This is a genomic window from Micromonospora sp. ATA51, assembly GCF_016802855.1.
Lineage (GTDB): Bacteria > Actinomycetota > Actinomycetes > Mycobacteriales > Micromonosporaceae > Micromonospora > Micromonospora sicca.
Genome location: NZ_JAEVHJ010000085.1, coordinates 1 through 22,878, shown reverse-complemented (window position 1 = coordinate 22,878; position 22,878 = coordinate 1). Strand labels below are relative to the sequence as shown.

The window sequence follows — 22,878 nt, the reverse complement described above, 5'->3', positions numbered from 1 at the left end:
AATCGCCCGAGCGGCTTGCTTGAGCCGTGTGCCGCGACGAGTTGCACGCACGGTTCTGAGGGGGCCCCGGCGCAGCAATGCGCCGGGGCTACCCGACTGGGTTCGTGGCCTCCGAATAGACCTGGCGATCATGCCGAAGGGTTTGCGCGTTCGGCTCGTCAACGGTTGTCGCCGTCACGCGATGATCCAGCTTGTCCACTGACGGATTTGGGGGTCAGCAGGTGGCGAGCACTACCGGTCGTGATCCGTAGTAGTAGCTTCTGTCGCCGTCGCGCTCGCGCGCATCGGGATTGACTCGCTCGATGACGACGAACCCATCGGTCACGTACATGGAGTAGGCCTTCCACGCGGTTGCACCGGGCAGTGGGATGGTCGCTCGCACCGTGCCTGTCCTCACATCGACACAGGCGAGGTCGTTTGCCGACGTCAAGAGGTAAACCGCGTCGGCGCCGGTGGCCATCGTGCTGCGGCTGTCGAGGGCGATCTGCCACATCTGGTCGCCGGTATCTCGTCGCAGGCCGGTGAGCCGGCCATCGGTTCGACGGACAACGACATCACCGGCGATCCGGTCATCGATGTCGGACGACGCTACGGCCTCCTTGGTTATCGAGCCATCGGCGTGGATCCGCCATGCTTCCTCCTGGCGTACCTGGAAGCCCTGGCATTCAGAGGATTCGGTGCGGCATGCCGTCAGCCAGCGGATCCACGAACGTTCTGCTGAGGTTGACGTGGAGGACACCCCCGGCGGTACCCAGGTTCTGACGGGGCGACCGGTGCCGGCGTCGTAGAGGTGGATGGTGTGTAACCCCTTGGAGCAAAGAATCGTGGCGAAGACCTCCTCGCCGGTCCAGTCAACGCCATGGCACGTCGGCAGATCCATGCTCCACAACTGACGGCCGCTGATCGGGTCGAACGCGTCGACCTTGGTGTCACCGGAGCTGATGACGACCGGGGACGAGCCGGAACGGGCGCTGTAGAGGCTGAAAAGCGTCTCGTCGCCGTAGACCGTGTGCGTGCCGGTGCGCCGCCCCCAGTACTCATCGCTGTCTTTGGTCTGGACCCGGGTCGTCCACGTGATATCTCCGCGTTCGGCGTGCAGCGCCACGAGTAGGCCGTCGGACCACTTCACCACGACTACGGGCGGTGCGGTGCCGGCGGCACCGAACGCGACGATGCCGACAACCTCCGCCGGCCACCGGTGGTAAGACCAGTAGGAATCCGTACCGTCGGGCGCGGCGAGCGGCTCGGCCCACACGTCGTTCTGCGTCGCGAACACGCGCAGACGACGGTCCAGAATCAGAGGAGCTGCGCGAAGCTGGGCGACAACCCCGACGCTGGCTGCCGCTGGCGCCGGGTATGGCACGTCCGCCGTGGAAAGCCGAGACCCGGGACGTAGCACGAGCAGCGGCGCCGAGACGCATGACAGGACGGCCACGACTGCCGCGACTACCGCCGCCCAGACCCACCACGGCATGCACCCGACGGTACGCGCGAAGATCCTAGTTCCACGCATACCCGGTGACAGTAGGCGAACCGCGTGATCGACGCGTGTAGGGAGTGTGTAGATGCGTCCGAGACGCCGGCTGCGGGCGAGCCATCATGAACTCGCGACAACCCGTCACGCCGCGGTGTGCGCGTTGTCATGCCGAGAAGAGTGCGCCGGAGGTGGTTGAGTAGGGTGCCGATGTGCGTCCACTGATCGAGCTGATCGAGACCGATGACCCGGCCTGGCCGGAGATCCAGGCCGCGGTTGCGGCCGCGCCGTATCCCGTCTTGGTACTCGCTGCCGACTCGGAACGCGCCGACGAAGAACTCCAACGGCTGCAGGTGACGACGCGGTCGTGGCTGGGCGCGGTGGTACACCACACCGGCGGGCTCGTACTCGACCAGGGGTGGCTGCGTGTCCTGGGATCCGGCAATGACGAGCATCAGTTGGCCAGTCGCAGCCAGGTCAACGACAACGTCGCCGGGGGGATCCTCGTGGCGCAAGATGTCCTGGGTGGCCACTTCGCGTGGACGGACACCGCCGGCAGTAAGCCAACAATTCAGTACTTCGCGCCAGACACCTTACGCTGGGAGGACTGCAAGCTGGGCTACGGCGAGTGGCTGGCAGCCATGATCGGCGGCGCGATGACAAGCTTCTACGAGACTCTGCGCTGGCGGGGATGGGCGGAGGAAGTAGCAGCCTGCCGATTCGACCAAGCTATTGACGTACTGCCGCCGCTGTGGACGCGGGAAGGAAAGGATCTCAACACCGCATCTCGTCGTCCGATACCGATGTCCGAGGCGATGTCGCTGATGGGCGTCAGATAGAGCTGGTCAACCCTTCGACGCCTTACTGCAGTCGCTTCGGCCCAGCAGCCGGCGAATTCAGTCGGTCGTAGCATTTGATCTTGACGGTTCGGTGGGACAGGATTCCCGCCGTGCGCAACATGTTGACCTTGACCGATCGTGAAGAGATATCTTGTGGCCTGGCTGAGGGCCTGGAGTACAAGGAGATCGCCCGGCTGATCGGCCGGAACCCGTCGGTGGTCTCCCGAGATGTGGCCCGGCATGGAGGCCGTGCGGGGTACCGGGCGGTGTCTGCGGACGAGTCGGCCGCGGTGGGCCGGCAGCGGCCGAAGGCGTACGCGGTCGACCGGTCGCCACGGCTACAGACGGTGGTCAAGGAGTTGCTGAAGGGCGGTTGGTCGCCGGCGTCGATCGCCGGCCGGTTGCCGCTCGACTACCGCGACGATCAGGCTGTACGGGTGTCACACGAAGCGATCTACCAGTGGGTCTACGCCCAGCCGGTGTCCACCCTGGCCCGGGAGCTGATCCGGCTGCGCGCCGGCCGTCCGGCCCGCCGCTCGGGCCCGCGCCCGGCCCCGGCTCCCCGCATCCGCGAGCCTCGCTACCTCGACGAACGTCCCGCCGAGGTAGAAGACCGGCAGGTGCCGGGCCACTGGGAGGGCGACCTGGTCATCGGCAAGGGCGGCAAGTCCGCCGTCGCGACGCTGGTCGAGCGGACCTCACGGTTCGTGGTCCTGGTCCCGCTGTCCGGCCGCGACGCGTTGACCGTGGGCAACGCGGTGATCGCCGCCGCCGGGACGCTGCCGCCGCAGATCGCCCGGTCGCTGACCTGGGACTGCGGCTCAGAGATGGCCGGACACGCCCGGGTCACCGCCGCCGGACTGCCGGTGTACTTCGCCCGCCCACACTCGCCGTGGCAGCGTGGCAGCAACGAGAACGCGAACCGTATCCTGCGCGAATACTTCCCGAAAGGCGTTCCGATCACGTCCGATCCGAAATATTTGGCGATGGTGGCTTCCGAGATCAACGACCGACCCCGTAAGATCCATAACTGGAAGAAGCCCTCCGAGATATTCGCCGAACTCGTAGAGGCAAATGCTTCGACCGCCTGAATCTGCCCGTGGTGCACTGGGCCGAGTTCAGCCGCGGCGGCCACTTCGCCGCCATGGAAGCACCCGACCTCCTGGTCGACGACATGCGCGAATTCTTCCGCCCGTTCCGCTGACCGCAACCCGTTAGGGCAGACGCCTTACTGGCCCGGACCGCCCGATCCGGGCCAGCAAGACGACGCGTTCAACGGTCATCCGAAGACCGGACAAGGTCGGGATACGACGACCGCCCACACGTCAGCTGCTACCGGTCCCACCGCAGTCGGGCGGGGGAGGTCCACTCGCCCGTCACGACGCGGCGACGTACCAGGGCGGCGCTGCCGTCGGCCGGCGCGGTGCCCGGACCATCACCACCAAGAACTCAACGACGACACCGGGAGATGTGCTCGGATGACCAACCGTTCCACCGCCGTGCCGCGGCTGTCCTGGTCCGACGTATGTAGCCGGCGGCTTGATCGGCACGGGCTGTCCGCCCCGGTACGCGACGGCAAACCCGCCGATGCTGTTGCCGCCATGTGCGGAGCGCACGCTCAGGTGCTGTCCGCCACTGAGGTGTCGATCGGGCTGCGCGTCGCCGGCGCGACCCGGGTCGATGTTCGGGAAGCGTTGTGGCGCGAGCACAGTCTGGTCAAGACGTTCGGGCCACGCGGCACCGTGCACCTGCTACCGACCCGTGAGCTGCCACTGTGGACCGGCGCGCTCAGCGCGATCCCACCTTCTTCGAACATCATGCCCGCCGACTTGCGGCTGACCCCCGAACAGACCGACGAGATCGTCGCGGCGGTCGCGGCGACACTGGCCGACGCGGAACTGACCATCGACGAACTCAGCGCAGAGGTGGCCGCCCGCACCGGCCCCTGGGCCGCCGACCCGGTGGTGCCGGCCTTCGGCGGCATGTGGCCGCGCTGGCGGCAGGTCATGCACCTGGCCGCGCACCGCGGGGCACTGTGTTTCGGCCCGAACCATGGGCGGAAGGTCACCTACACCAGCCCACGGCGGTGGCTCCCCGGATTTCAGCCGGCCCAGGCCTCCGACGCCCTCGCCGGCCTGGTCCGGCGCTACCTGCACGCGTACGGCCCAGCCACACCGCAGCAGTTCGCGCAGTGGCTGTCCGCGCCTCGCCGCTGGGCGACCGAATTGTTCGACTCCCTCGCCGGCGATCTGGAACAGGTCGAGGTCGACGGCAGCCCCGCCTGGGTCCGTGCCGGCGACACCGCCCCGCCACCCACGCCACCGCACGGGGTGCAGCTACTGCCATACTTCGACGCCTACACCGTTGGCTGCCACCCGCGTGAGCGGCTCTTCCCGGGACCTGCCGCGCAACGCGCGCTCGCCGGCGGTCAGGCCGGCAACTTTCCGGTACTGCTCATCGACGGCACTGTCGCAGGTGTGTGGCACCAGCGCCGCTCCGGACGCAAGCTGCACGTCACGGTCGAGCCGCTTACCCCGCTCACCATCGCCGAGCGTCGCGATCTCGACGACCAGGTGGAACGTATCGGGGAGAGCCTGGAGGGAAAACCACAGCTGACCATCGGCACGGTGACCGTAGGCGGCCACGCGTAACCACGCCAGCGCCACCCGATCCTGGGCACATGCGATCGGTCTGCGAGTGTTGGCAACGTCCGCACATGCCGCACTGCGCGCGCTCGTGCCGATGAGCGGGCGTCTGGTCGGTACCGCACGGATGACGTCCCCGCCTGCCTCTCCCGGATGGCAGTACGTAAGGTCAGGGCATGATCGAATCCCAACGCGAAGCCGTACCGCGCAACGACGGTGGCGAGCTCGACACCACCCTCGCCTTCTTGTCCTTCGCTCGATCATGCGTGCTGAAGAAGGTCGCCGGCTTGAACGAGGAGCAGCTGCGGCGCCGCCTGGTCGTCTCCGACACCACACTGCTGGGCCTGGTCCAGCACCTGACCGACGCCGAACGGTACTGGTTCGGCTACACGTTCGCCGGCGACCCGCGCTACGCCGACGTCGACTTCGACATGGTGGTCGAGCCGGACCGGTCCCCGGAACAGATCATCGCCGGCTACCGGACCGCGATTGCCGACAGCGACGCCCACATCATCGCAGCCGCTGGCCCCGACCTCCTCACCGCGCAGCCGGTCGGTGACGCGCCTCGTACGCTTCGCTGGGTGCTCGCCCACATGACGAGCGAGACCATCCGGCATGCCGGTCACGCCGACATCCTGCGAGAGCTCATCGACGGTGCCACCGGCCGGTAGGAGATCGCGACTCGGAGCCGTACCCCATCCGGTGCAACGCAGCCCCGTCGAGCACTCGGAGACCAGCAACGGCCCGAAGGGTCGGCAAGGTGACGGTGAGGAACGCACGGATCTGCCGCGATGCGCGCGTTCAGCCCCGCTCCCGCAACGTCCGACTTTGCCGAGAAGCGGACGCGTGGACTGCGCACGAGGGCGTCATGGCGGGTTCGACTCCGGAGCACCACGAGCACTACGTGCGAATGTCGCGCGGTTGAGGGAGGTTTCACTGCGGTCCGTTACAGCGCCGTCCGTCACGGCGAACCGGATCACGAGTGGACCACGACGTCCCAGCGCCCACACGGTGAGCGCGAAGCAGCAGAGCGCCGTTCCCGTGATCGTGACCGCTGTCCAGCCGCCCGCGGACCAGAGCGTGGTCGCGGCGGCGGAGCCGATAGCAGCGCCGATGAAGTTGCCGGTGGCTAGCGCCGTGTTGAGCCGGCTGCGGGCCTCGTGGGAGAGGGCGAACAGCCGCGCCCGGTTGAGGAGGGCCTGCGTCTGGAGGGCGACATCGATCATGATGATCACGATGATGATAAGTACGACGGACCGGCCGGCGAACGCCGCGACGACGAAGGCGCCGAGGGCCAGTACCCAGGCCGCGCCGGTGGCCGGAAGCGACCAACCGCGGTCGTGCAGACGACCGCCGTGCAGGCCGGAAAGGACACCAGCGAGGCCAGCCAACCCGAACAACCCAATCACCGCTACCGGGTACCGGAACGGTGGGCCGCTGAGCAGGAACGTCAGCGCCGTCCAGAACAGCGAGAACGCGGCGAACCCTGTGGCGGCCAGGACCAGCGTCCATCGGGCCGCCCGCTCGCGCATGACCACCGCGCCGACCGAGGCGATGAGCTGCGGGTATGGCATGCGCGTCCGCGGTGCCAGCGGTGGAATCGCGCGGTAGAGCAGGACCGCGAGCAGGACGGCGACGACCGCGGCGAGGGCGAAGATCGTACGCCACCCGGCGGCGCCGGCGACGAACCCGCTGATCGTGCGGGAGGCCAGGATACCGGTGAGGGTCCCGGACCCGACGGCGCCGACGATCCGACCGCGGTGGGCGTCGCCGGCAAGGTCCCCGGCGAGCGGTGTGAGGACCTGCCCGGAAATCGTCGTCATGCCGAGCACGCCGAGTGCGAGGAGGAGTGCGCCGATCGACGGCGCCAGCGCGCACAGCAGCAGTGCGGCGGCCGAGGTCAGCAGCATCACCGGGACGAACCGGCGGCGGTCGAGGACGTCGCCGAGCGGCACGAGCAGCAGCACGCCGACGGCGTACCCGACCTGCGTCGCGGTGACGAGCCAGCCGGCCGTCGCGGTCGCGGCGCGTAGATTGCCTGCGATGAAGCTGAGCAGCGGCTGCGCCCAGTACAGGTTGCCGATGGCCACTCCCGCCGCCAACGCGAACAGGAACGTCAGCCGGCGGCTCATCTCCGACGGCGGTGCCATGCGGGGTGCTGCCACCCTGCCACGCTAAGGCGCGGGATCAAGGCGTGGGGCCCAGCGACTGCCTGAGCGTGGCAGGGCCGCATCCGCCGGGATGTCCAGATCTCTCCTGGCACCCTTCAGGCGGTCGACACGGCGGGCAACGACAGTCCCCACCGGTGGGGTCGCAGTAGGGCACAGACGCTGTCATGGCGATCGCGTGGGTATGGCTCGTCGCGTTCGCGGCCAGCGGGCGACGCCGTTGCCTTGGCATGATCGGGTGCGCACATCTAGCCGCGATCCGCGCGCTACGCACCGTCACGCCGAGCTGGCCCGGTGGCCTTCCGGACGTGCCGACGAGCGGATGCTTCGGGTTCATCCGGACCATCGAGTACGAGACCATCGGGCGGTGCCTGGCAGCCACAACGGGGCTATCGATCACTTGGAATCTTGTCGTACTAGTCTTCGCCGCATGGCCTTGCGACCGGACGAGTTCTATGACCACGCAGTCGCCGTCGCGGACAGCGAGCGCCGGCTCCCGTTGGCACGCATGACTGGATGGGAGATCAGTCCGTTCGAGCCGGACGGACTGCGCGTAGCGCCGTTGCGCCCGCCGGTGCTCCCGGAGCCCGCGCGACACGGCGAGGATCCGTCGGACTGCAACGCCTGCCGCGACCGGGACGAAGGGATCTGGTTCAACGATCAGTGGCGGCTGGTCCGGATTCCGGGAGTGGGCGTCCCGCTGGTGCTCATGCTGTATCCGCGCGATCACTACGACATGGCGGATCTACCTGACGAACTGGCCGCCGAACTGGGGCTGTTGAGCACTCGCATCGTCCGCCACATGCAGGCGCTGCCGCACATCTCGCGGGCCCACGTCTACCGCATCGGAGATGGTGGCGCCCACCTGCACGTCTGGTTCTTCGCTCGGCCCGAGGGGCAGGCCCAATTGTACGGGTCGTGGCTGGCCGTCTGGGACGACCTGCTGCCGGAGTACCCACCGGACGTCGCAGAAGCTGACGCTGAAATCGTGGCAGACGCGTTGATCGCGTGCCACGGAGGCCACCGGTCGCCCACCAGCGAACCGGCCGCCTGACCGGCCTGATCCACGACCCGAATGTCACCGTGACGGTTGTTGCCACCGCCGCCGTGCGGATTTGCAAAGGTCACGTGTCCGGATCTGCCGCCGTGTGCGCGCTGGGCCGCCGAAGGCATATCACAGGGTGCTGCCTCAGCGAGCTCATGCGGGCGGGAGCCAGCGGCTATGGATGTCCTCGTAGCGGAGCGGGTCGACGGCGGCCGGGTCGTCGAGGAGGGTGACCAGCAGGGCGCCGTTGGGGAGTCGGCGCGTGCGGGCGGCGACCTCGGGCAGCCGTGGCCGTGGCAGACGGCGATCGGGGCCGAGGTAGGTCCACCAGCCGAGCTCAGCCGGCCAACCCCCGGCCGAGTGCAGGGCGTCGTGGATGCCCCATTCCCATATCTGATCACTTGACCATTCGTCGAGGACTCGGCCGACGTCGGCGTTCAGACGCTGCGCGACATCAAGCCACAAGCCGGTCAGGCGGCCGTGCAGCTCGCGGAAGGTGTCCGCCTCGCGCACCGGGCGGCGATAGCAGAAGCCTGCGTCCAGCGCCCAGACGAGGCGCCCGTCTTCCCAGTTGACGAAGATGTCGATGTCGCCGTTCGTCCAGAACTGGCCGTGCTCGGTGCCCGTCGCCATGGCGGCGAGCGCCGTGTCGGGGTCCTCGACCGTGCGTAGGTCGGCGTCGGGATTGGTGAACAGGTTGATCAGCCCATCGGGGCGCTGCGGGCGCAGGTTCCGCTCGGCTGCCAGTGCATACAACTGGCGAAGAGCCGGCCCGGCCGCCACGGGTACCCGCAGTTCCCAGATCCAGTCCGACCCCACGACCGCATAGTGCCGTCCGTCTCTATCCGGGGCAAGCCGATTACAAGATCCGCTCGTGCCGGCGTCCGCCGCTCCAATAGCGGCACCGAGCGGGCCGTACTGAACGGCACGCCCCGTCGTGTTGACGTCGCGGGGGCCTGAGCGCCGGACAGAGATGGGTCTGCGGTGCGGGTCTCGCGGTTGCTGTGTGGATGATGCAGCGGTGCCGGGCGGCGCGTAGCGCGCCCGGCCTTCGGCTCAGGCAAACTACGACTGCGGCGAGTCGTTACTTGAGGATCTCCAGCAGCCGATTCCCCAGGACTGCGGCGGAGTGCGGATTCTGTCCGGTGACAAGGTTGCGGTCCTCCACCATGTACGGCTCCCAGATCGGGCCGCGGCTGAACTGGACGCCGACCTTCTCCTTCAGGTCCGTCTCCAGCAGCCATGTCGCCCTGGAGGCCAGCCCGACGGCCTCCTCCTCCTCATTGGTGAAGCCGGTGACCTTGTAGCCCTTGAAGGGCGAAACGCCGTGGATCCTGGTGGCCAGCATGGCCGCGGGCGCGTGGCAGACGATCGCCAGCGGGTTGCCCGATTCGAGCTGGGCGGTCAGCAGCCGGCCCGCGTCGGCGTCGAACGCCAGGTCGGCCATCGGGCCGTGGCCGCCGGGCATGTAGACCGCGTCGTAGTCCTCGAGGCGGACGTCGGACAGCTTGAGCGGCCGCCGCATGACCTCCGCATCCCGGATAATCGCCTCCAGATCCAGGGCGCCCTGCTCGCCGCCCGCCATCGCGGGGCGCAGGCTCATCATGTCGACGTTCGGGGTGGTGCCGCCCGGCGTCGCGACCACGACCTCGTGGCCGGCGTCGGTGAGCAACTTGTACGGGTTCGCGAACTCCTCGGCCCAATAGCCGGTCGCGTACCTGCTGCCGTCCTTGAGCACCCAGTACGTGGCTCCGCTCACTATGAACAGGACTTTCGCCATCGCTCGTTCGCCTCCTCATCCCATTTGGTCTATTTGGTGGGATTAACAATTTCCAGCGTAGACACGCGTCCGCCCCGATGTACGCGTATGGGCCGCTCCGCGGCGGCTTGCCGTGCGGCTTGCGCGTGACTGCCGCCTGCGTCCGCACGCGTCCACGGTCAGATGCCGCACCAGCTCCAGCCGCTCGACAGGACCGGCCGCTGCAGGTCTTGGTCCGAGAGCCCTTCGGGGATGCCCGGGACGTGATCGCGCTGGGCGTCGAGGTAGTCGATAAACGCTTCGAGTTCCTTGTTCAAGTTTTCTTGCGTCTCGTGCGTGGGTGGTGTTTTCACCGCGCGGCGGCGGTTTTAGCGTGCGCCGAGGTTCGTCTTGTCGGCCATTTCGCGGGCGATGTCGAGGTCGCCGGAGTGGCACGCCGTCTCCTCGATCATGCGCACCACAAGCCAGCGCACGGTCGGTGGCTGGTCGTCCTCGTCGGGGCCGTTGTGCCTGCCGAGCGGCACCGCCGTCAGCGCGGTCACCTGGTCCGCAAGGAGCTCGCCGGGGTGGGGCCGGTGAAGCATGCCGGGACCGCGCACTACACGGTCGCGTTCAGCCAGATCGTCTACGCTGAACTCGGCGCGCGCGCCGCCACCCGCGTCCGGCCGGCGCCGCCGTGGTCGTCGATGGCAATTCCCCTGCCGCGACGACCGGGCCGCGTTCACCGAGGGCCGGCATACAGCCGAGCGGCGACCGCCCGGCGCTTCCGACGGGACCAGCGCGCCCCTTATTCCAGTACGGGGGCGCCGAGCCCCACGCTGGCGGTCCGGGTCGCCAGCCCTGGTGCCGGAGCCGGTAAATGCAACGGGAGCCCGGTGCAGAGATTCGTCCGCCAAGACAAGTCTTTGTGGGAGCGCTCACGGATTACGTGAGCGCGGACATCAAGGCCGTGAGATGTCGACTGGGCCGGGCGCACAGCGAAGCACAAATCATACGCAACGGCGCCACCATAGCCGCCGAACACGCTCACACCGCCTACCGGCCAGACCTCACCACCGTCCCCCGCCCAGCCCCCGGCGCCGTGCAGCCACGGAGATCGGCGATCGGCGTCCCGAGCCATCCGCTTCTGCCGCTGACAGCGCGTCGGAGACGACCGGATCTGCCGAGTTGGGGTAGGGCCATGTCCGGCCGCAGGCTCGATCGCTGGATCAGGGCTGGTGCACCAGGAGACCGCGAACCTATGCTCACCAGGCGAAGATCGAACACTTTGGGGTGTGTGCTGTGAGCCGGGTCGGCGTTGTCAGCCCCGCTGTCGTGGTGGCCGCGTTGGGGCTGTTCCTTGGGGGCTGTGGCGACTTGGGCGACGCCATATCGGGAGACATCACCGCCCGCGACTGCCACCCGGATCCGAAGACGGTCGCCGCACTGCGTCAGGAGCCGGTGTTGACCCAGACGCCACCCGGCGCCACCCTGGCAGCGGTGACCGAGACCGTCAGCTGCGGTTGGGAGAGTCCGGGGCCGCCCAGCCTTGGAATGCTCGACCGCGAGGTCACCGGAGCCGGTGCCGCCGCCGACGTGTCGCGCTTCTACGCGGATCTTGCCCGCGCCAGCGGCTGGGAGGCGTTCGGCCACGGCAGCCATGTCTACGACGCCGGGAAGTCGGATGGGACCAATTGCACGTGGAGCCTCCAGGTGCTCAGCACCGCCGGGGGGACCTACCACCTGCAGATCACCTACACGCCCCGGGATCTGCGGCCTACCTGCCTCTGACTCTGCCTAAATCCCCTTGAGGGGACCGCTGGCCCGGTGCGACCAGCTGGTGAACGCGCGCGATCAACTGTGCGTATCGATCGTGAGGCGCGGCCCTCCTCATCTGCCGCTGACCGCGCTCACCGATTGTGACCGGATGTGTCGAAGAGCATGCCAACGATGCAGCGACCGGTCCTGGCGGTTCAGTCGTCGAATTCGAACCCGCGGGTCTTGGCGAGTTCCACCAGTTGCCGCACACGATCGCCGTCGACCGTGACCGCCCGTAGCCGGATGGCCAAGTCGTCAAGCGCGGCGCGGTCGCTGCTGTGGGCGAGGAACGCGCCGGCCTCCGAATCGAACGAGAGGCGCCTGTCAAGGGCGGGTAGCTCGGTCATGATGAGCAGCTCGACGATCCCTTCCCAGAAGACACCGTTGGGCTCATGGCCGAGCCCCGCGATCACATCATCCACATCGGTGGTCCCGGCTACCAGGTACAAGCGATGCTCGCCTGGCGCGACCTCTGTCACGTCGATCGGATCCATACGTGGAGCTTGGCAAACCGCCGCCACGACGACAACCGAGCAGCGACTCGATCGCCGGAACGACAACAGGCGCTACATCCGCTCTATGGCGCGGACCGGGCGGTACGGTCTGTCACGGCCGCCTGGCAGGCCGCGCTGCCCGCTCGCGCCGGTAGCGGGTGGCCGTGAGGCATCTGGCACCATGGCCCCGTGCAGCGAGATCCGACCGGGCCACCGACCTCCGTGTTGGCTAGCGCCGACGTGGTGCTCGTAGGCCTGTTCTCGGCAAAAGATAAGGAGTTCGAGGCTACGCTTGATCTGCTGGCGGCTTCGGTCAGGGCATACGGCGGGCGGGTAGTGAGCAGGCACGTCCAGCGGCGGCGTGTCTCGCACGGCGGTGCCACCAAGATGACCGAGTCGTTCTCGCGGCGGACACTGCTGAGCCCCGGCAAAGCGCACCAAGTCGCGCAAGCGTGCCGGGCCGCGAAGGCGGGCGTTGCGGTCTTCGTAAACCCGCTCACGGAACACCAACGAACTGTCCTCGGCGACATGTTCGGGTGCGTCGTGATCAGCGGAGAGGACCTCCTCACCCCCGATCGGTGAGCGCCCGCACATGCCGCTGACCGCGGGCAGGGTGATCGGCTTGCCGATGAGCGGACGCGGTGAGCGCGCTAGCGGTCGTCGAAGCGAAGTGCAGCCAGGCTGGTGCCGTCGCTGGTTCTGGCCAGCAGGTCCTTGAACCGGACCGGGTCTGCCTCGGCGATCGTGCGGGCGCGGGCCACGATGCCGTGCAGGCTGGGTGGATAGAAGGATGCGTCGAGCAGAAACCCTCGGGCCAGCCACTCCCGCGTGGCGGCATCGTCACAGTCGACGAACGCGGTGAGACAAGCAGCGCGGTACCGTCCGCGCAGGTCGGCCACCTCATCGTCGCGGGCTCGGCTCGCTCCTGTTGGGCGGCCCGTCCGCAACGGTTCGGACGACTCGTACACCATCACCGCCTGAGACCAGTACCAGGCGCGGACGGCGCAGACCTGCTGCAGCGGCGACCCGGTTTCGACCACTGTGATCAGGTGCTGTTGTACGGCGCGGCGCCCTACGGTCGCCAGCATCGGTTCGATGAGCTGGCGGTTGAAGCTGACGTCCTCGTCATGCACGATCGCGTCCAGCACCTGATCCGCTGCGGACAAGGCGTAGTCGGGTTGTTCGCGCAGTCGACCTGCCGCCTGCATGCGTTTGGCGTTGAGCCGGTTGTACGCCACGAACCTCGGGTTGGCCGCGTACTCATCAGGCAGCGCGGGAGGCGCCCAGTCCGGGCAGAGCCGAGCCAACAGAGCATCCAGTCGCCGCTCGAACGGCTCAGCGAGGTCGCCGTCGGCCCATGCCTTCATGCCCAACATCATCCCCCGGCCGACCGACACATCGCCATCGCCATCGCCATCGACATCGACAAGAATCATCCGCTTCTGCCGCCTGCAGCGCGCCCGAGAGGACCGGATCTGCCGAATTGAGTGCGCGTCGCGGTCGTGATCGCGCGGGTATGGACTCTTGGGTCGTCAACAACTGGCAGCGGCGTGCCGGCGGAATTCCTCGCGGGTCATGGCTTGGGGCTGCGCGAACGGCTCCGGTGCCGCCCACACCTCGCCGTCGGAGAGCGAGCGCAGGTCGCCGAGTGTGAACTCGACCATGGCATCGTTGCCGGCGTTCTTGTCAGTGGTGTCCGCCCAGACGCTGTACGTGCGATCCACCGCGAACGCGGTCAGCAAGCTGCCCGGCTTCGTCGTCTGCAATTCCCAGCCCGGCGGGGTCTCCAGGAGTCGAATCTGACTGATCGGTTCGTCCGCGCGAGGGGGAACGTCGGCGACGCCCCACACGTTCCCGATCGTAGAGCTGGTGGCCGACGCGGACGCGGTCATGGTCTCAACTACCGAGATCCCGGACACGCGCGTTCCACCGCATCGGTGGACAGCGGCCGTTGGGTGGCCGTCGTCAAGGTACACGGCGGTGATCGAAATTTGGCGGGGCGTGCATCCGGTCGTGAGTAGGCAGCACAGCAGGATCACGACGCATGCGAAACCCCGGCCCGCCAGCGCCGCTGCCCGCCAGCTACGCCATGCAACTGCTATATGCGTTGGGGGCCACATAACCCGCATGATGGGCGTCATAGGTTGATCAATGGCGCCGGCACTGTAACGATCCAAGCTCGATGCACGCCGATCAGCAGATTCCCTCGGAGGAGGCCATGACCCATGGGTACCGCCGTTCGCCGACTGTCCTCTTCTAATGGGTTCTGTCAGCCTGCTGCGGCAGGATGGCTCCGGTAGCGGCTGGCGGGTCAGCACTCTTCTCTTCAGGCCTTCAAGGTCTTGCGGCAGACCGAGCGCCCGCTGGTCGTGAGGAGGCTGGACAGCTGATGGGATGACGTGCCCCGGATGTTCGCGGTGAGTACTTGGCCATTAGATCGCTGAGGTCTCTTCCACGCTGCCATGGACGACACTGTCCATCGAGGAAGGTGGCGTGATGCTGTATCTGGGAGACGACTGGGCCGAGGACCACCACGACGTTGAGCTCGTCGACGACCACGGTGCGAGGTTGGCCCGTAAACGGCTACCCGAAGGTCTCGACGGCGTCACCCGGTTGCACGCGCTGATCGTCGAGCGGATGCCCCCGAGTGGGCCGACCTGAACCCGGGCGAGGCCGCAGCGCAGGTGCGGATCGGGATCGAGACCGACCGCGGCCCGTGGGTGCAAGCATTGATCGCGGCCGGCTATCAGGTGTATGCGATCAAGCCGATGTCCGTGGCCCGCTACCGCGAACGGCACTCCACCTCGGGGCGAAGTCCGACGCCGGCGACGCGCACGTGCTCGCCGAGATCGTGCGACTGGACCATGCCCATCACCGACCTGTCGCCGGGGACAGCGACCAAGCCGAGGCGATGAAACTCGTCGCCGCACCCATCAGACCCTGATCTGGGACCGCACGCGGCAGCTGCTGCGGCTACGCAGCGTCCTGCGGGAGTTCTTCCCCGCCGCCCTGGACGTCTTCGACGACCTGACCGCGTCGGACGCGTTGGAGCTGCTGGCGCGTGCGCCGGATCCTGCTCGCGCCGCCCGCCTATCGCGGTCGCAGATCGCCGCGGCGTTGCGGCGGGCGAAACGCCGCCAGGTTGACGCCAAAGCCGCCGACCTGCAGCAGCGACTACGCGGGGCGCAGCTGCGCCAGCCGGACGCCGTCCAGGCCGCCTACGCGGCCATCGTGACCGCTCAGGTCCGGCTGATCGCGGCGCTCAACGTCGAGGTCGAGCAGCTCGGGCAGGTGGTGGCCGAACATTTTGGCCGGCACCGGGACGCTGAGCACTACCTGAGCCAACCCGGCCTCGGCGTGGTCCTCAGCGCCCGGATCCTCGGCGAATTCGGCGACGACCCCCACCGCTTCACCGACGCCAAAGCCCGCAAGAACTACGCCGGCACCTCCCCGATCACCCGCGCATCCGGCACCCGCACCATCGTGCTGGCCCGCTACGCCCGCAACCGACGACTCGCCGACGCCGTCCACCAATGGGCATTCTGCGCCCTGAAAGGCTCACCCGGCGCCCGCGCCTACTACGACGCCCTCCGCGCCCGCGGCACCGGCCACCAAGCCGCCCTACGCCAACTCGGCAACCGCCTCGTCGGCATCCTGCACGGCTGCCTCAAAACCAATACGACCTACGACGAGGCAACCGCCTGGGCACATCTCCAGCCCACTTCTTGACAACCTCAGAACATGGGATGTCTGCCGCCGACCGGGTGTCACAGCGCGTGACGGAGGAACGGCAGCGACCGGCGCGGTCGTGCCGAGATGAGGATGCCTTCCCTGCGCGGGGCGGCGGGGTGGTGTCGCGGCGCCGGGTCATCAATCGGCGGGGTCGGTCTTCGCTGCCGTGGTCTTCGTGCGCGTGCTGGAGGGGACGCCGGGTCCGGGATCAGGCTTGCGTCCGCCAGCCGTCGTTGACGTCGTAGATCTCCTGCAGCATCGCCTTGACGTCGTACTCCGGCGCCCAATCTGGATAGTGCCGCTGGAACAACTCGTTGCTGCCGATCCACCAGATGTGGTCGCCGACCCTCGTCTGCTCCTCGAAGGACAACGTGACCTCGTGACCGCTGATCTCCTCCGCCAACCGGATGGCCTCGAGCACCGAGCAGCTGGAATACCGTCCGCCACCCATGTTGTATACGGCCCCCGGGTGCGGATCGGCGATGACCGCCGCGAAGGCGCGGACAAGATCCGAGACGTGCAGGACGTCGCGGACCTGCTTCCCGCCATAGCCGAGCACCGTGTACGGCCGGCGCCGTGCCACGACCTGCATGATGTAGCCCAGCATGCCGTGCGACTTGCTGGCCGCATGCGCCGAGCCGGCGATCACGCAGTTGCGGAAGGCCGCCGCTCGCAGGCCGTGATGCAGCCCGTACTCCTGGACCATGATGTCCGCGGCGACCTTGGACATCCCCAGCGAGGTGTGCGTCGATCCGTCGATGGACATCGTCTCGGTGACGCCGTTCTGGTACTCGTGACCGGCCTCGATCTCCCACCGCGTCGCCAGCTCGCGCATCGGCAAGCTGTTGATCCGGTCGCCGTAGACCTTCGAGGTGCTGCAGAACAGGAAGACCGCCTCCGGGCACCATTGCCGGGCCGCCTCCAGCAGCCCGAGCGTCGCCGTCGCATTGATCTCGAATTCCTCGATCGGGTCACCCATCGACCACTTCGCGTGTCCCGGCTGCGCGGCGGCGTGCACGATCACCGCGATGTCCTTGCCATACCGGCGAAACACCGCGCCGACCGCTTCACGGTCGCGGACGTCGACATCGTGATGCACGTAGCTGGCGCCGAGGTCCGTGGAGAGCCGGCGCAACGTCGGACGAGTGGAAGCCTCCGGACCGAAGAACTTGCTCCGCAGATCGTTGTCGAAACCGACCACGAGATATCCGCTCGACGTGAGCATCCGTACGGCCTCCGAACCGATGAGGCCCGCCGACCCGGTCACCACAGCCACAGACATCCAACTCTCCCTCAGCCAGTCCCTCGTCACCCCGCCCCCACGGCGAAGCCCACCGACGCCGTCGACAGCAACCTCACCATGGCGCCCGAACAAGATGCCGATCTTGACTGCAACGGACGAGGCTCCCAAACAACATGCCGATCAAGGTCATCGACAACCTTAAGGCTGACCAGCCACTCGACCTTGGAGCGCCCGAACAACCTGCTGACCTGGTGCCCGATCAAGGTGCCGGAATCACCCGCCCGCCGCTTCGGACTCGACGACCGCGGGCGCATCGCCGCCGGCCTGCGCGCGGACCTGCTCCTCGTCGACGGCGACCCCACCACCCGTATCGGCGACACGCTGAACCTGCGTACGGTCTGGCGGCGCGGCACCCCCACCCAGCTCACGATCGACTGAACAAGGCCACTCACCAAGGAGACGGGCCGACCATCGCCTTCAAGTCTCCAGGCCCGCCTGCGGCGTCAACGCCCCCAACTGCGTCGCAGGTAGGGCTGGTGGTCGTGACGCCGTCACATCTGGCCGGTATGGCACGTACGACGACCCTGGCCGTGCTGTTGCGCGACGACGTCGTCTCGGCTCGGGCGGCACAACACGCGACGAGCCGCCGCTACCACCGGGGCTGCGGGCCCGCACCCGCGTTTGATTCGGTATCCGCATCTGCCGCTGTCCGCGCGTTGGCCGCGCCCAGCCCACCGCGCTGCGCTGTCATAGCCGATGTGAGTGCGCCACGATCCCGAGCGCCGGACACTAGATTCGCTCCATGTACTCGACCCAGGTATCCCAACTCGTCAAGGCACCGCGCTCAGCCGTCTATCGGGCACTGCTGGACCCGGCCGCAGTCGCCAAGTGGCGAGTGCCCACCGGCATGAGCGGCCACGTACACGAGTTCGACGCGCGCGAGGGCGGCTCGTTGCGCGTCTCGCTCACCTACGAGGCGCCGGACAATACCGGCAAGTCAACGGCACACACCGACAGCTACCACGGCCACTTCGTCAAGATCGTGCCCGACCAGCAGGTGGTCGAGGTCGTCGAGTTCGAGACCGACGATCCCGCGCTCCGCGGCGCGATGACCATGACCACGACGCTCACCGACGTGGACGGCGGCGCAGAAGTCGTCGTCGTTCATGACGGCATTCCCGACGCGATCCCGGCCGAAGACAACGAGACGGGTACGCGCATCGCCCTGGCGAACCTCGCCAGACTCGTCGAACTCGGCTAGGTGACTGGTGTTAAACGATGGCCGTCACCGGCGTGGCGGCCATCGCTTTCTGTCGATTGCTGATAGTTTGCCGGTGTGGCGTTGGGTGTGGCTTCGCAGCAGTTGGATCTGCTGGATCCGGTGACCCGGTTCTGTGAAGAGGCGTTGCCGGCGAACTCGATCTTCGCGTTCCTGCATGAGCATCGGCAGATGCTGTTTCCGGACGGGATGTTCACCGACCTGTTCGCGCAGATCGGTCGCCGGTCGGTGCCGCCGTCGGTGGTGGCCACGGTGATGGTCCTGCAACGCCTCGAGGGGCTGTCGGATCGGGAGGCGGTGGACCGGTTCACGTTCGACGCGCGCTGGCGTTACGCCGCCGGGGTCGGCGGCTGGGACGGCGCCGGCCGGGTCGGGTTCGCTCACACGGTGCTGGTGGACATGCGGGAACGGCTGCGCCGCTCCGACCGGCCGGACCGGGTGTTCGAGGTGGCGTTGGACGCCGCCCGGGCGGCGGGGTTGCTGGGTCGGCGGCGGGTCCTCGATTCCACACCGTTGTATGACGCGGTCGCCACGATGGACACGGTCACGCTGATCCGCTCGGCGGTCCGGGGGCTGCTCGCCACCGCCGACGGCGACCTGGCCGCACGGTTGCGGGCTGTCCTGGCCAGCGGGGATGACTACACCACGACCGGCAAGCCGGTCATCGACTGGGACGACAAGACCGCCCGTGATGCCCTGGTCGACTCCCGGGCCCGCGACGGTTACGCGCTGCTGGCCGTCCTCGACGGGCTGACGCTGCCCGAGCCGGTCGGTCAGGCGACGCGGCTGCTGGCCACGGTGCTGGGCCAGGACTTGGAGACCGGCGACGACGGCGTGCTGCGCATCGCCCGCAAGGTCGCCCCGGACCGGGTGATCTCCACCGTTGACCCCGAGGCCCGGCACGGGCACAAGACCAGCCACCGCGGCTTCGACGGCTACAAAGGCCACATAGCCGTCGACCCCGACGCCGAGATCATCACTGCGACCACGGTCACCGCCGGCAACACCGGCGACGCCGAGCCGGTCGCCGACCTCATCACCGATCTCACCGACGCCAACGAGCCCGCCGAGGACACCGCAGCGGTCTACGGCGACGCCGCCTACGGCGCCGGCGAGGTCCTCGACCGGCTCGACGCCGCTGGGATCGACATCAAGACCAAGGTCCAGCCACCGAACGCCCCCGCCGGGAAGTTCACCAAGGACCGCTTCGACATCGACCTGCAACGCCAGCAGGTCACCTGCCCGGGCGGCGTCACGATCCCGATCCGGCCGGTGCAAGGCCACGACCGCAACGCCGGCAGGGCCGACTTCGGCAGCGCCTGCGCTACCTGCCCGCTGCGCGGGCACTGCACCGAGTCCAAGACCGGGCGCAGCATCACCATCGGCCACCATGAAGCCCACCTCACCACCGCCCGCACCCGCCAGACCGACGCCGCCTGGCAAGCCGACTACCGCACGACCCGACCCAAAGTCGAACGCAAGATCGCCCACCTCATGCGCCGCCGTCACGGCGGCCGACGCGCCCGCATGCGCGGCCGAACCCGGATCGCCGCCGACTTCACCCTCCTCGCCGCCGCGGTCAACCTCGCCCGACTCGCCACCCTCGGCCTCACCCACACCCGCCAACACGGCTGGACCCTCCAGCCCGCATGAGACAGACGCCCTCAGGCCAGCCGGACAACACCCTCGAACACACGGCATGAAAGACCCACAACGCCTATCCAGCAACGGTTCGACGCCCAGACCACCCCAGCGACGTCACCGACCCCGCCATCACGCTCAGGCAACGATGGCTGGCCGCACAGCCCGACCAAACCACCGTTCCACACCAGTCACCTAGGGCGTGTTTCCTGGATCTTGCGGTTAGGGGTGCGGTATTCAGTTGTCGTGAGTGGACGGTTCGAGATCACTGATGCCGAGTACGCGGTGATTGCGCCATCGCTGCCTGCGATGACGCCGCAGCGGGGTGGGCGGTGGCGTGATCGCCGATCACCTGCGCACCGACCTGGTCGACGCCGCCCTCACCGACGCCCTCGTACGCCGCCGGCCCGCCTCGGGCCTGGTCTTTCACTCCGATCGCGGCTGTCAGGGTGAATTCAACCGGTCGTCGCAACACCTCGTCGGAAGGGTGAAGCGATGGCGTATGGGCCGGGGCAGAAGCGGGTTCGGGAGTATCGGGGTCAGATTCCCTCGCCGGGACGACCGACGGTGGCGTGGCGTGAGGACAGGGTCAAATTCTGGGCGGCGATCAGTCGTGGTGTGATGACCGAGGACGCGGCCACGGCGGCGGGCGTGTCGTCGCCGGTTGGATTCCGGTGGTTCCGGCACGCTGGCGGCGTGAATCCTGCGTTGCCCGCAACGGTGTCGGGCCGGTATCTGTCGTTCAGCGAACGCGAAGGCATCGCTCTGTCGAAGGCGCAAGGCATGGGCGTCCGCGAGATCGCACGCCAGCTCGGCCGAGACCCGTCGACGATCTCGCGGGAGTTGCGGCGCAACGCCTCGACCAGGACATACCGGTTGGACTACAAGGCCTCGACCGCGCAGTGGCATGCCGAGCGTCGAGCCCGCCGGCCGAAGACCGCGAAGCTGCTCACGAATGAGCGACTCCGGGAGTATGTCCAGCAACGGCTTGCCGGTGCGATCCGGACAGTGGACGGCCGTCCGGTCGCCGGGCCGAAGGGCCCACAGTGGAAGGGCCGCAACAAGCCCCACCGGAGCGACCGGGCATGGGTGAACGGGTGGAGTCCGGAGCAGATCTCCCGAAGGCTCAGGGCCGAGTTTCCGGAGGATGAGTCGATGCGCATCAGTCACGAGGCGATCTACCAGGCGCTCTACGTCCAGAGCCGTGGTGCTCTCAAGCGCGAACTGGTCACCTGCTTGCGGACCGGTCGGGCGCTTCGCGTCCCTCGGGCACGCGCGAAACAACGCGCATGGGCGCACGTCACCAGCGACACGCTGATCAGTGAACGTCCCGCCGAAGCCGCGGACCGCGCCGTCCCCGGGCACTGGGAAGGAGATCTGATCATCGGTTTGCAGCGTTCCGCGATCGGGACTCTGGTCGAGCGGACGACCAGGTTCACGATGCTGATCCACCTACCACGCGAGGACGGCTGGGGTGTGATCCCGCGGACGAAAAACGGGCCGGCTCTCGCCGGGTATGGGGCGATCACGATGAGCAAAGCCCTCGCCGAGACGATCACGACGCTGCCCGAGCAGCTCCGCAGATTGCTGACATGGGATCGCGGCAAGGAGTTGTCTGCGCATGCACGGTTTACGGTCGAGACCGGAGTCCCGGTGTTCTTCGCCGACCCGCATAGCCCTTGGCAACGCGGCAGCAACGAGAACACCAACGGGCTGCTGCGGCAGTACTTCCCGAAAGGCACCGACCTGTCCAGATGGAGCGCCGACGAGATCAACGCTGTCGCTCACGCGCTCAACAGCAGACCCCGGAAAACTCTCGGCTGGAAGACTCCAGCCGAAGTCCTCGACGAACACCTACGATCGCTCCAACAACCCGGTGTTGCGACGACCGATTGAATCCGCCCAATACACCAGCGCCCAGCACGCCCGCCTCGCCGCCCGCCACGACGTACGGCTATCGGTGGGCCGGCGCGGGCAGTGCTGGGACAACGCCGTCGCGGAGTCGTTCTTCGCCACCATCAAGACCGAACTGCTGCACCGGCAGGCCTGGCCCACCCGCAAAGCCGCCCGCCAGGCAATATTCGAGTACGTGGAAGGCTGGTACAACACCCGCCGCCGGCATTCCAGCCTCGGCTACCTCAGCCCCACCGCCTACGAGACCACCAGCCTCAGCCCGGTACCCGCCAGCAAGGTAGCGTGAAATCACCACATCGACCCTGTCCGTCGAAACGGGTCAAGCCCAGTCACGGTGATCGCTGTCGACGTGTTGCAGTGACACAGAGGCCACCCAAGTCATCTGCTGAACCTGAGCGCTTGATCACGTGCGCGCTCATGCCGCGATCCGCGCGGTGCAACGTCCCGGGTGGCGGTGTCCGCTCGCGCCGAGAGGAGGATGTGGGGGCGGGACCCGTAGCCGTGCCGGTGGACCGGTCGTGCGGATTTCCGAGTGATTCAAGCAGGTTTCCGGCCCCAGGACGAGATCATGGGCGAGGTGGCGAGGTCGAGAAGTCCCGCTGCGACGTTGTCGAGATGCCGGTCGACTTCTTCGTTGGTAGCCAGGCCGGCGGCGACCAGCCGGTCGCGGATCTGCGCCACGGTGGCTGCTCCAGCAGGGTGCAGGCAGCGCCGGTCATCGGGAAGAAGGCGTCGGCTTCGACGTCGATGAGTCCCGCGCCGCGCAACAACCGAGGCAACGTGCGCCCGTAGGACAGGTCGACACCACGCTGAGCCATCAGCGTGCGGAAGTCGCGCTTGAGTTTGTT

The 22,878-nt window shown here is 67.9% G+C and carries 22 protein-coding genes and 2 pseudogenes; 13 read left to right on the top strand and 11 right to left on the bottom strand.

Going from position 1 to position 22,878, the window contains the following annotated elements; translation table 11 throughout:
• Nucleotides 1-214 precede the first annotated feature (214 nt).
• Complete coding sequence (locus JNW87_RS15660) at nucleotides 215-1,474, bottom strand: PQQ-binding-like beta-propeller repeat protein (protein ID WP_255543925.1); 1,260 nt, start codon at nucleotides 1,472-1,474, stop codon at nucleotides 215-217.
• 212 nt (nucleotides 1,475-1,686) lie between these two features.
• Here JNW87_RS15660 and JNW87_RS15655 point away from each other — a divergent pair, with 212 nt between their 5' ends.
• From JNW87_RS15655 to JNW87_RS15640, 4 genes are all read left to right on the top strand, one after another.
• The gene (locus tag JNW87_RS15655) at nucleotides 1,687-2,313 is read left to right on the top strand and encodes a DUF2625 family protein (RefSeq protein ID WP_238453932.1); all 627 of its coding nucleotides are present in this window, start codon (nucleotides 1,687-1,689) and stop codon (nucleotides 2,311-2,313) included.
• Nucleotides 2,314-2,441: 128 nt separating this feature from the next.
• Nucleotides 2,442-3,404 carry an IS30 family transposase gene (locus JNW87_RS15650; protein WP_238453931.1) on the top strand — a complete coding sequence of 321 codons (963 nt, stop codon included), beginning with the start codon at nucleotides 2,442-2,444 and terminating at the stop codon, nucleotides 3,402-3,404.
• Between the two features lie 387 nt (nucleotides 3,405-3,791).
• Nucleotides 3,792-4,964, top strand: a complete 1,173-nt coding sequence (locus JNW87_RS15645; protein WP_238453930.1) for a winged helix DNA-binding domain-containing protein — start codon at nucleotides 3,792-3,794, stop codon at nucleotides 4,962-4,964.
• A 170-nt stretch (nucleotides 4,965-5,134) separates the two neighbouring features.
• On the top strand, nucleotides 5,135-5,629 hold the full coding sequence (locus tag JNW87_RS15640; protein WP_189197145.1) for a DinB family protein: 495 nt from the start codon (nucleotides 5,135-5,137) through the stop codon (nucleotides 5,627-5,629).
• Between the two features lie 195 nt (nucleotides 5,630-5,824).
• On the opposite strand, the gene JNW87_RS15635 is transcribed toward JNW87_RS15640, so the two are convergent.
• Complete coding sequence (locus JNW87_RS15635; protein ID WP_238453929.1) at nucleotides 5,825-7,123, bottom strand: MFS transporter; 1,299 nt, start codon at nucleotides 7,121-7,123, stop codon at nucleotides 5,825-5,827.
• A gap of 433 nt (nucleotides 7,124-7,556) precedes the next feature.
• Between JNW87_RS15635 and JNW87_RS15630 the strand changes: the two genes are divergently transcribed.
• Nucleotides 7,557-8,180, top strand: coding sequence for a hypothetical protein (locus tag JNW87_RS15630; RefSeq protein ID WP_238453928.1), 624 nt, complete (start codon nucleotides 7,557-7,559; stop codon nucleotides 8,178-8,180).
• Nucleotides 8,181-8,324: 144 nt separating this feature from the next.
• On the opposite strand, the gene JNW87_RS15625 is transcribed toward JNW87_RS15630, so the two are convergent.
• From JNW87_RS15625 to JNW87_RS15610, 4 genes are all read right to left on the bottom strand, one after another.
• Nucleotides 8,325-8,990: a hypothetical protein gene (locus JNW87_RS15625; RefSeq protein WP_238453927.1), complete on the bottom strand. Its 666-nt coding sequence runs from the start codon at nucleotides 8,988-8,990 to the stop codon at nucleotides 8,325-8,327.
• A 265-nt stretch (nucleotides 8,991-9,255) separates the two neighbouring features.
• The gene (locus JNW87_RS15620; RefSeq protein ID WP_238453926.1) at nucleotides 9,256-9,951 is read right to left on the bottom strand and encodes a type 1 glutamine amidotransferase domain-containing protein; all 696 of its coding nucleotides are present in this window, start codon (nucleotides 9,949-9,951) and stop codon (nucleotides 9,256-9,258) included.
• Nucleotides 9,952-10,109: 158 nt separating this feature from the next.
• A complete protein-coding gene (locus tag JNW87_RS15615; RefSeq protein ID WP_238453925.1) occupies nucleotides 10,110-10,247 on the bottom strand; it encodes a DUF664 domain-containing protein in 138 nt (45 codons plus the stop codon).
• A gap of 51 nt (nucleotides 10,248-10,298) precedes the next feature.
• Nucleotides 10,299-10,472 carry a DUF664 domain-containing protein gene (locus JNW87_RS15610; RefSeq protein ID WP_238453924.1) on the bottom strand — a complete coding sequence of 58 codons (174 nt, stop codon included), beginning with the start codon at nucleotides 10,470-10,472 and terminating at the stop codon, nucleotides 10,299-10,301.
• A 739-nt stretch (nucleotides 10,473-11,211) separates the two neighbouring features.
• On the opposite strand from JNW87_RS15610, the gene JNW87_RS15605 reads away from it, so the two are divergent.
• Nucleotides 11,212-11,700: a hypothetical protein gene (locus JNW87_RS15605; protein ID WP_238453923.1), complete on the top strand. Its 489-nt coding sequence runs from the start codon at nucleotides 11,212-11,214 to the stop codon at nucleotides 11,698-11,700.
• 182 nt (nucleotides 11,701-11,882) lie between these two features.
• Here the strand turns inward: JNW87_RS15605 and JNW87_RS15600 are convergent, their stop codons facing one another.
• Nucleotides 11,883-12,221, bottom strand: coding sequence for an Imm51 family immunity protein (locus JNW87_RS15600; RefSeq protein WP_238453922.1), 339 nt, complete (start codon nucleotides 12,219-12,221; stop codon nucleotides 11,883-11,885).
• A 189-nt stretch (nucleotides 12,222-12,410) separates the two neighbouring features.
• Here JNW87_RS15600 and JNW87_RS15595 point away from each other — a divergent pair, with 189 nt between their 5' ends.
• Complete coding sequence (locus tag JNW87_RS15595; RefSeq protein ID WP_238453921.1) at nucleotides 12,411-12,803, top strand: hypothetical protein; 393 nt, start codon at nucleotides 12,411-12,413, stop codon at nucleotides 12,801-12,803.
• A gap of 68 nt (nucleotides 12,804-12,871) precedes the next feature.
• Here JNW87_RS15595 and JNW87_RS15590 read toward each other — a convergent pair whose 3' ends face one another.
• The gene (locus tag JNW87_RS15590) at nucleotides 12,872-13,657 is read right to left on the bottom strand and encodes a hypothetical protein (RefSeq protein ID WP_238453920.1); all 786 of its coding nucleotides are present in this window, start codon (nucleotides 13,655-13,657) and stop codon (nucleotides 12,872-12,874) included.
• Between the two features lie 96 nt (nucleotides 13,658-13,753).
• Nucleotides 13,754-14,071, bottom strand: coding sequence for a hypothetical protein (locus JNW87_RS15585; protein WP_146231250.1), 318 nt, complete (start codon nucleotides 14,069-14,071; stop codon nucleotides 13,754-13,756).
• A gap of 646 nt (nucleotides 14,072-14,717) precedes the next feature.
• On the opposite strand from JNW87_RS15585, the pseudogene JNW87_RS15580 reads away from it, so the two are divergent.
• Nucleotides 14,718-15,950 (top strand): annotated as a pseudogene (locus tag JNW87_RS15580) (IS110 family transposase).
• Between the two features lie 211 nt (nucleotides 15,951-16,161).
• On the opposite strand, the gene JNW87_RS15575 reads toward JNW87_RS15580, so the two are convergent.
• A complete protein-coding gene (locus tag JNW87_RS15575; protein WP_109804812.1) occupies nucleotides 16,162-17,235 on the bottom strand; it encodes an NAD-dependent epimerase/dehydratase family protein in 1,074 nt (357 codons plus the stop codon).
• A gap of 183 nt (nucleotides 17,236-17,418) precedes the next feature.
• Here JNW87_RS15575 and JNW87_RS15570 point away from each other — a divergent pair, with 183 nt between their 5' ends.
• The 5 genes from JNW87_RS15570 (at nucleotide 17,419) to JNW87_RS15545 (ending at nucleotide 22,316) form a co-directional block, all read left to right on the top strand.
• A complete protein-coding gene (locus JNW87_RS15570) occupies nucleotides 17,419-17,634 on the top strand; it encodes a hypothetical protein (RefSeq protein WP_238453919.1) in 216 nt (71 codons plus the stop codon).
• A 364-nt stretch (nucleotides 17,635-17,998) separates the two neighbouring features.
• Nucleotides 17,999-18,457, top strand: coding sequence for an SRPBCC family protein (locus JNW87_RS15565; protein ID WP_109804813.1), 459 nt, complete (start codon nucleotides 17,999-18,001; stop codon nucleotides 18,455-18,457).
• Nucleotides 18,458-18,577: 120 nt separating this feature from the next.
• Complete coding sequence (locus JNW87_RS15560; protein ID WP_309233956.1) at nucleotides 18,578-20,128, top strand: IS1182 family transposase; 1,551 nt, start codon at nucleotides 18,578-18,580, stop codon at nucleotides 20,126-20,128.
• Nucleotides 20,129-20,611: 483 nt separating this feature from the next.
• Nucleotides 20,612-22,012 carry an IS30 family transposase gene (locus JNW87_RS15550; protein WP_109804815.1) on the top strand — a complete coding sequence of 467 codons (1,401 nt, stop codon included), beginning with the start codon at nucleotides 20,612-20,614 and terminating at the stop codon, nucleotides 22,010-22,012.
• Nucleotides 21,996-22,316 (top strand): integrase core domain-containing protein, encoded by a 321-nt coding sequence (locus JNW87_RS15545; protein ID WP_161557983.1) that lies wholly within the window; start codon nucleotides 21,996-21,998, stop codon nucleotides 22,314-22,316. Before JNW87_RS15550 ends, JNW87_RS15545 begins: the two co-directional genes overlap by 17 nt.
• A gap of 280 nt (nucleotides 22,317-22,596) precedes the next feature.
• Here JNW87_RS15545 and JNW87_RS15540 read toward each other — a convergent pair.
• Nucleotides 22,597-22,878: pseudogene (locus JNW87_RS15540) on the bottom strand (hypothetical protein); the annotation flags it as partial.

What these genes read in the sequence shown, in the direction of transcription:
- JNW87_RS15550 (WP_109804815.1), top strand. Translation starts at nt 20,612, where the DNA reads ATGGCGTATGGGCCGGGGCAGAAGCGGGTTCGGGAGTATCGGGGTCAG.
- JNW87_RS15630 (WP_238453928.1), top strand. Translation starts at nt 7,557, where the DNA reads ATGGCCTTGCGACCGGACGAGTTCTATGACCACGCAGTCGCCGTCGCG.
- JNW87_RS15565 (WP_109804813.1), top strand. Translation starts at nt 17,999, where the DNA reads ATGTACTCGACCCAGGTATCCCAACTCGTCAAGGCACCGCGCTCAGCC.
- JNW87_RS15640 (WP_189197145.1), top strand. Translation starts at nt 5,135, where the DNA reads ATGATCGAATCCCAACGCGAAGCCGTACCGCGCAACGACGGTGGCGAG.
- JNW87_RS15645 (WP_238453930.1), top strand. Translation starts at nt 3,792, where the DNA reads ATGACCAACCGTTCCACCGCCGTGCCGCGGCTGTCCTGGTCCGACGTA.
- JNW87_RS15590 (WP_238453920.1), bottom strand. Translation starts at nt 13,657, where the DNA reads ATGATTCTTGTCGATGTCGATGGCGATGGCGATGGCGATGTGTCGGTC.
- JNW87_RS15575 (WP_109804812.1), bottom strand. Translation starts at nt 17,235, where the DNA reads ATGTCTGTGGCTGTGGTGACCGGGTCGGCGGGCCTCATCGGTTCGGAG.
- JNW87_RS15660 (WP_255543925.1), bottom strand. Translation starts at nt 1,474, where the DNA reads ATGCCGTGGTGGGTCTGGGCGGCGGTAGTCGCGGCAGTCGTGGCCGTC.
- JNW87_RS15620 (WP_238453926.1), bottom strand. Translation starts at nt 9,951, where the DNA reads ATGGCGAAAGTCCTGTTCATAGTGAGCGGAGCCACGTACTGGGTGCTC.
- JNW87_RS15600 (WP_238453922.1), bottom strand. Translation starts at nt 12,221, where the DNA reads ATGGATCCGATCGACGTGACAGAGGTCGCGCCAGGCGAGCATCGCTTG.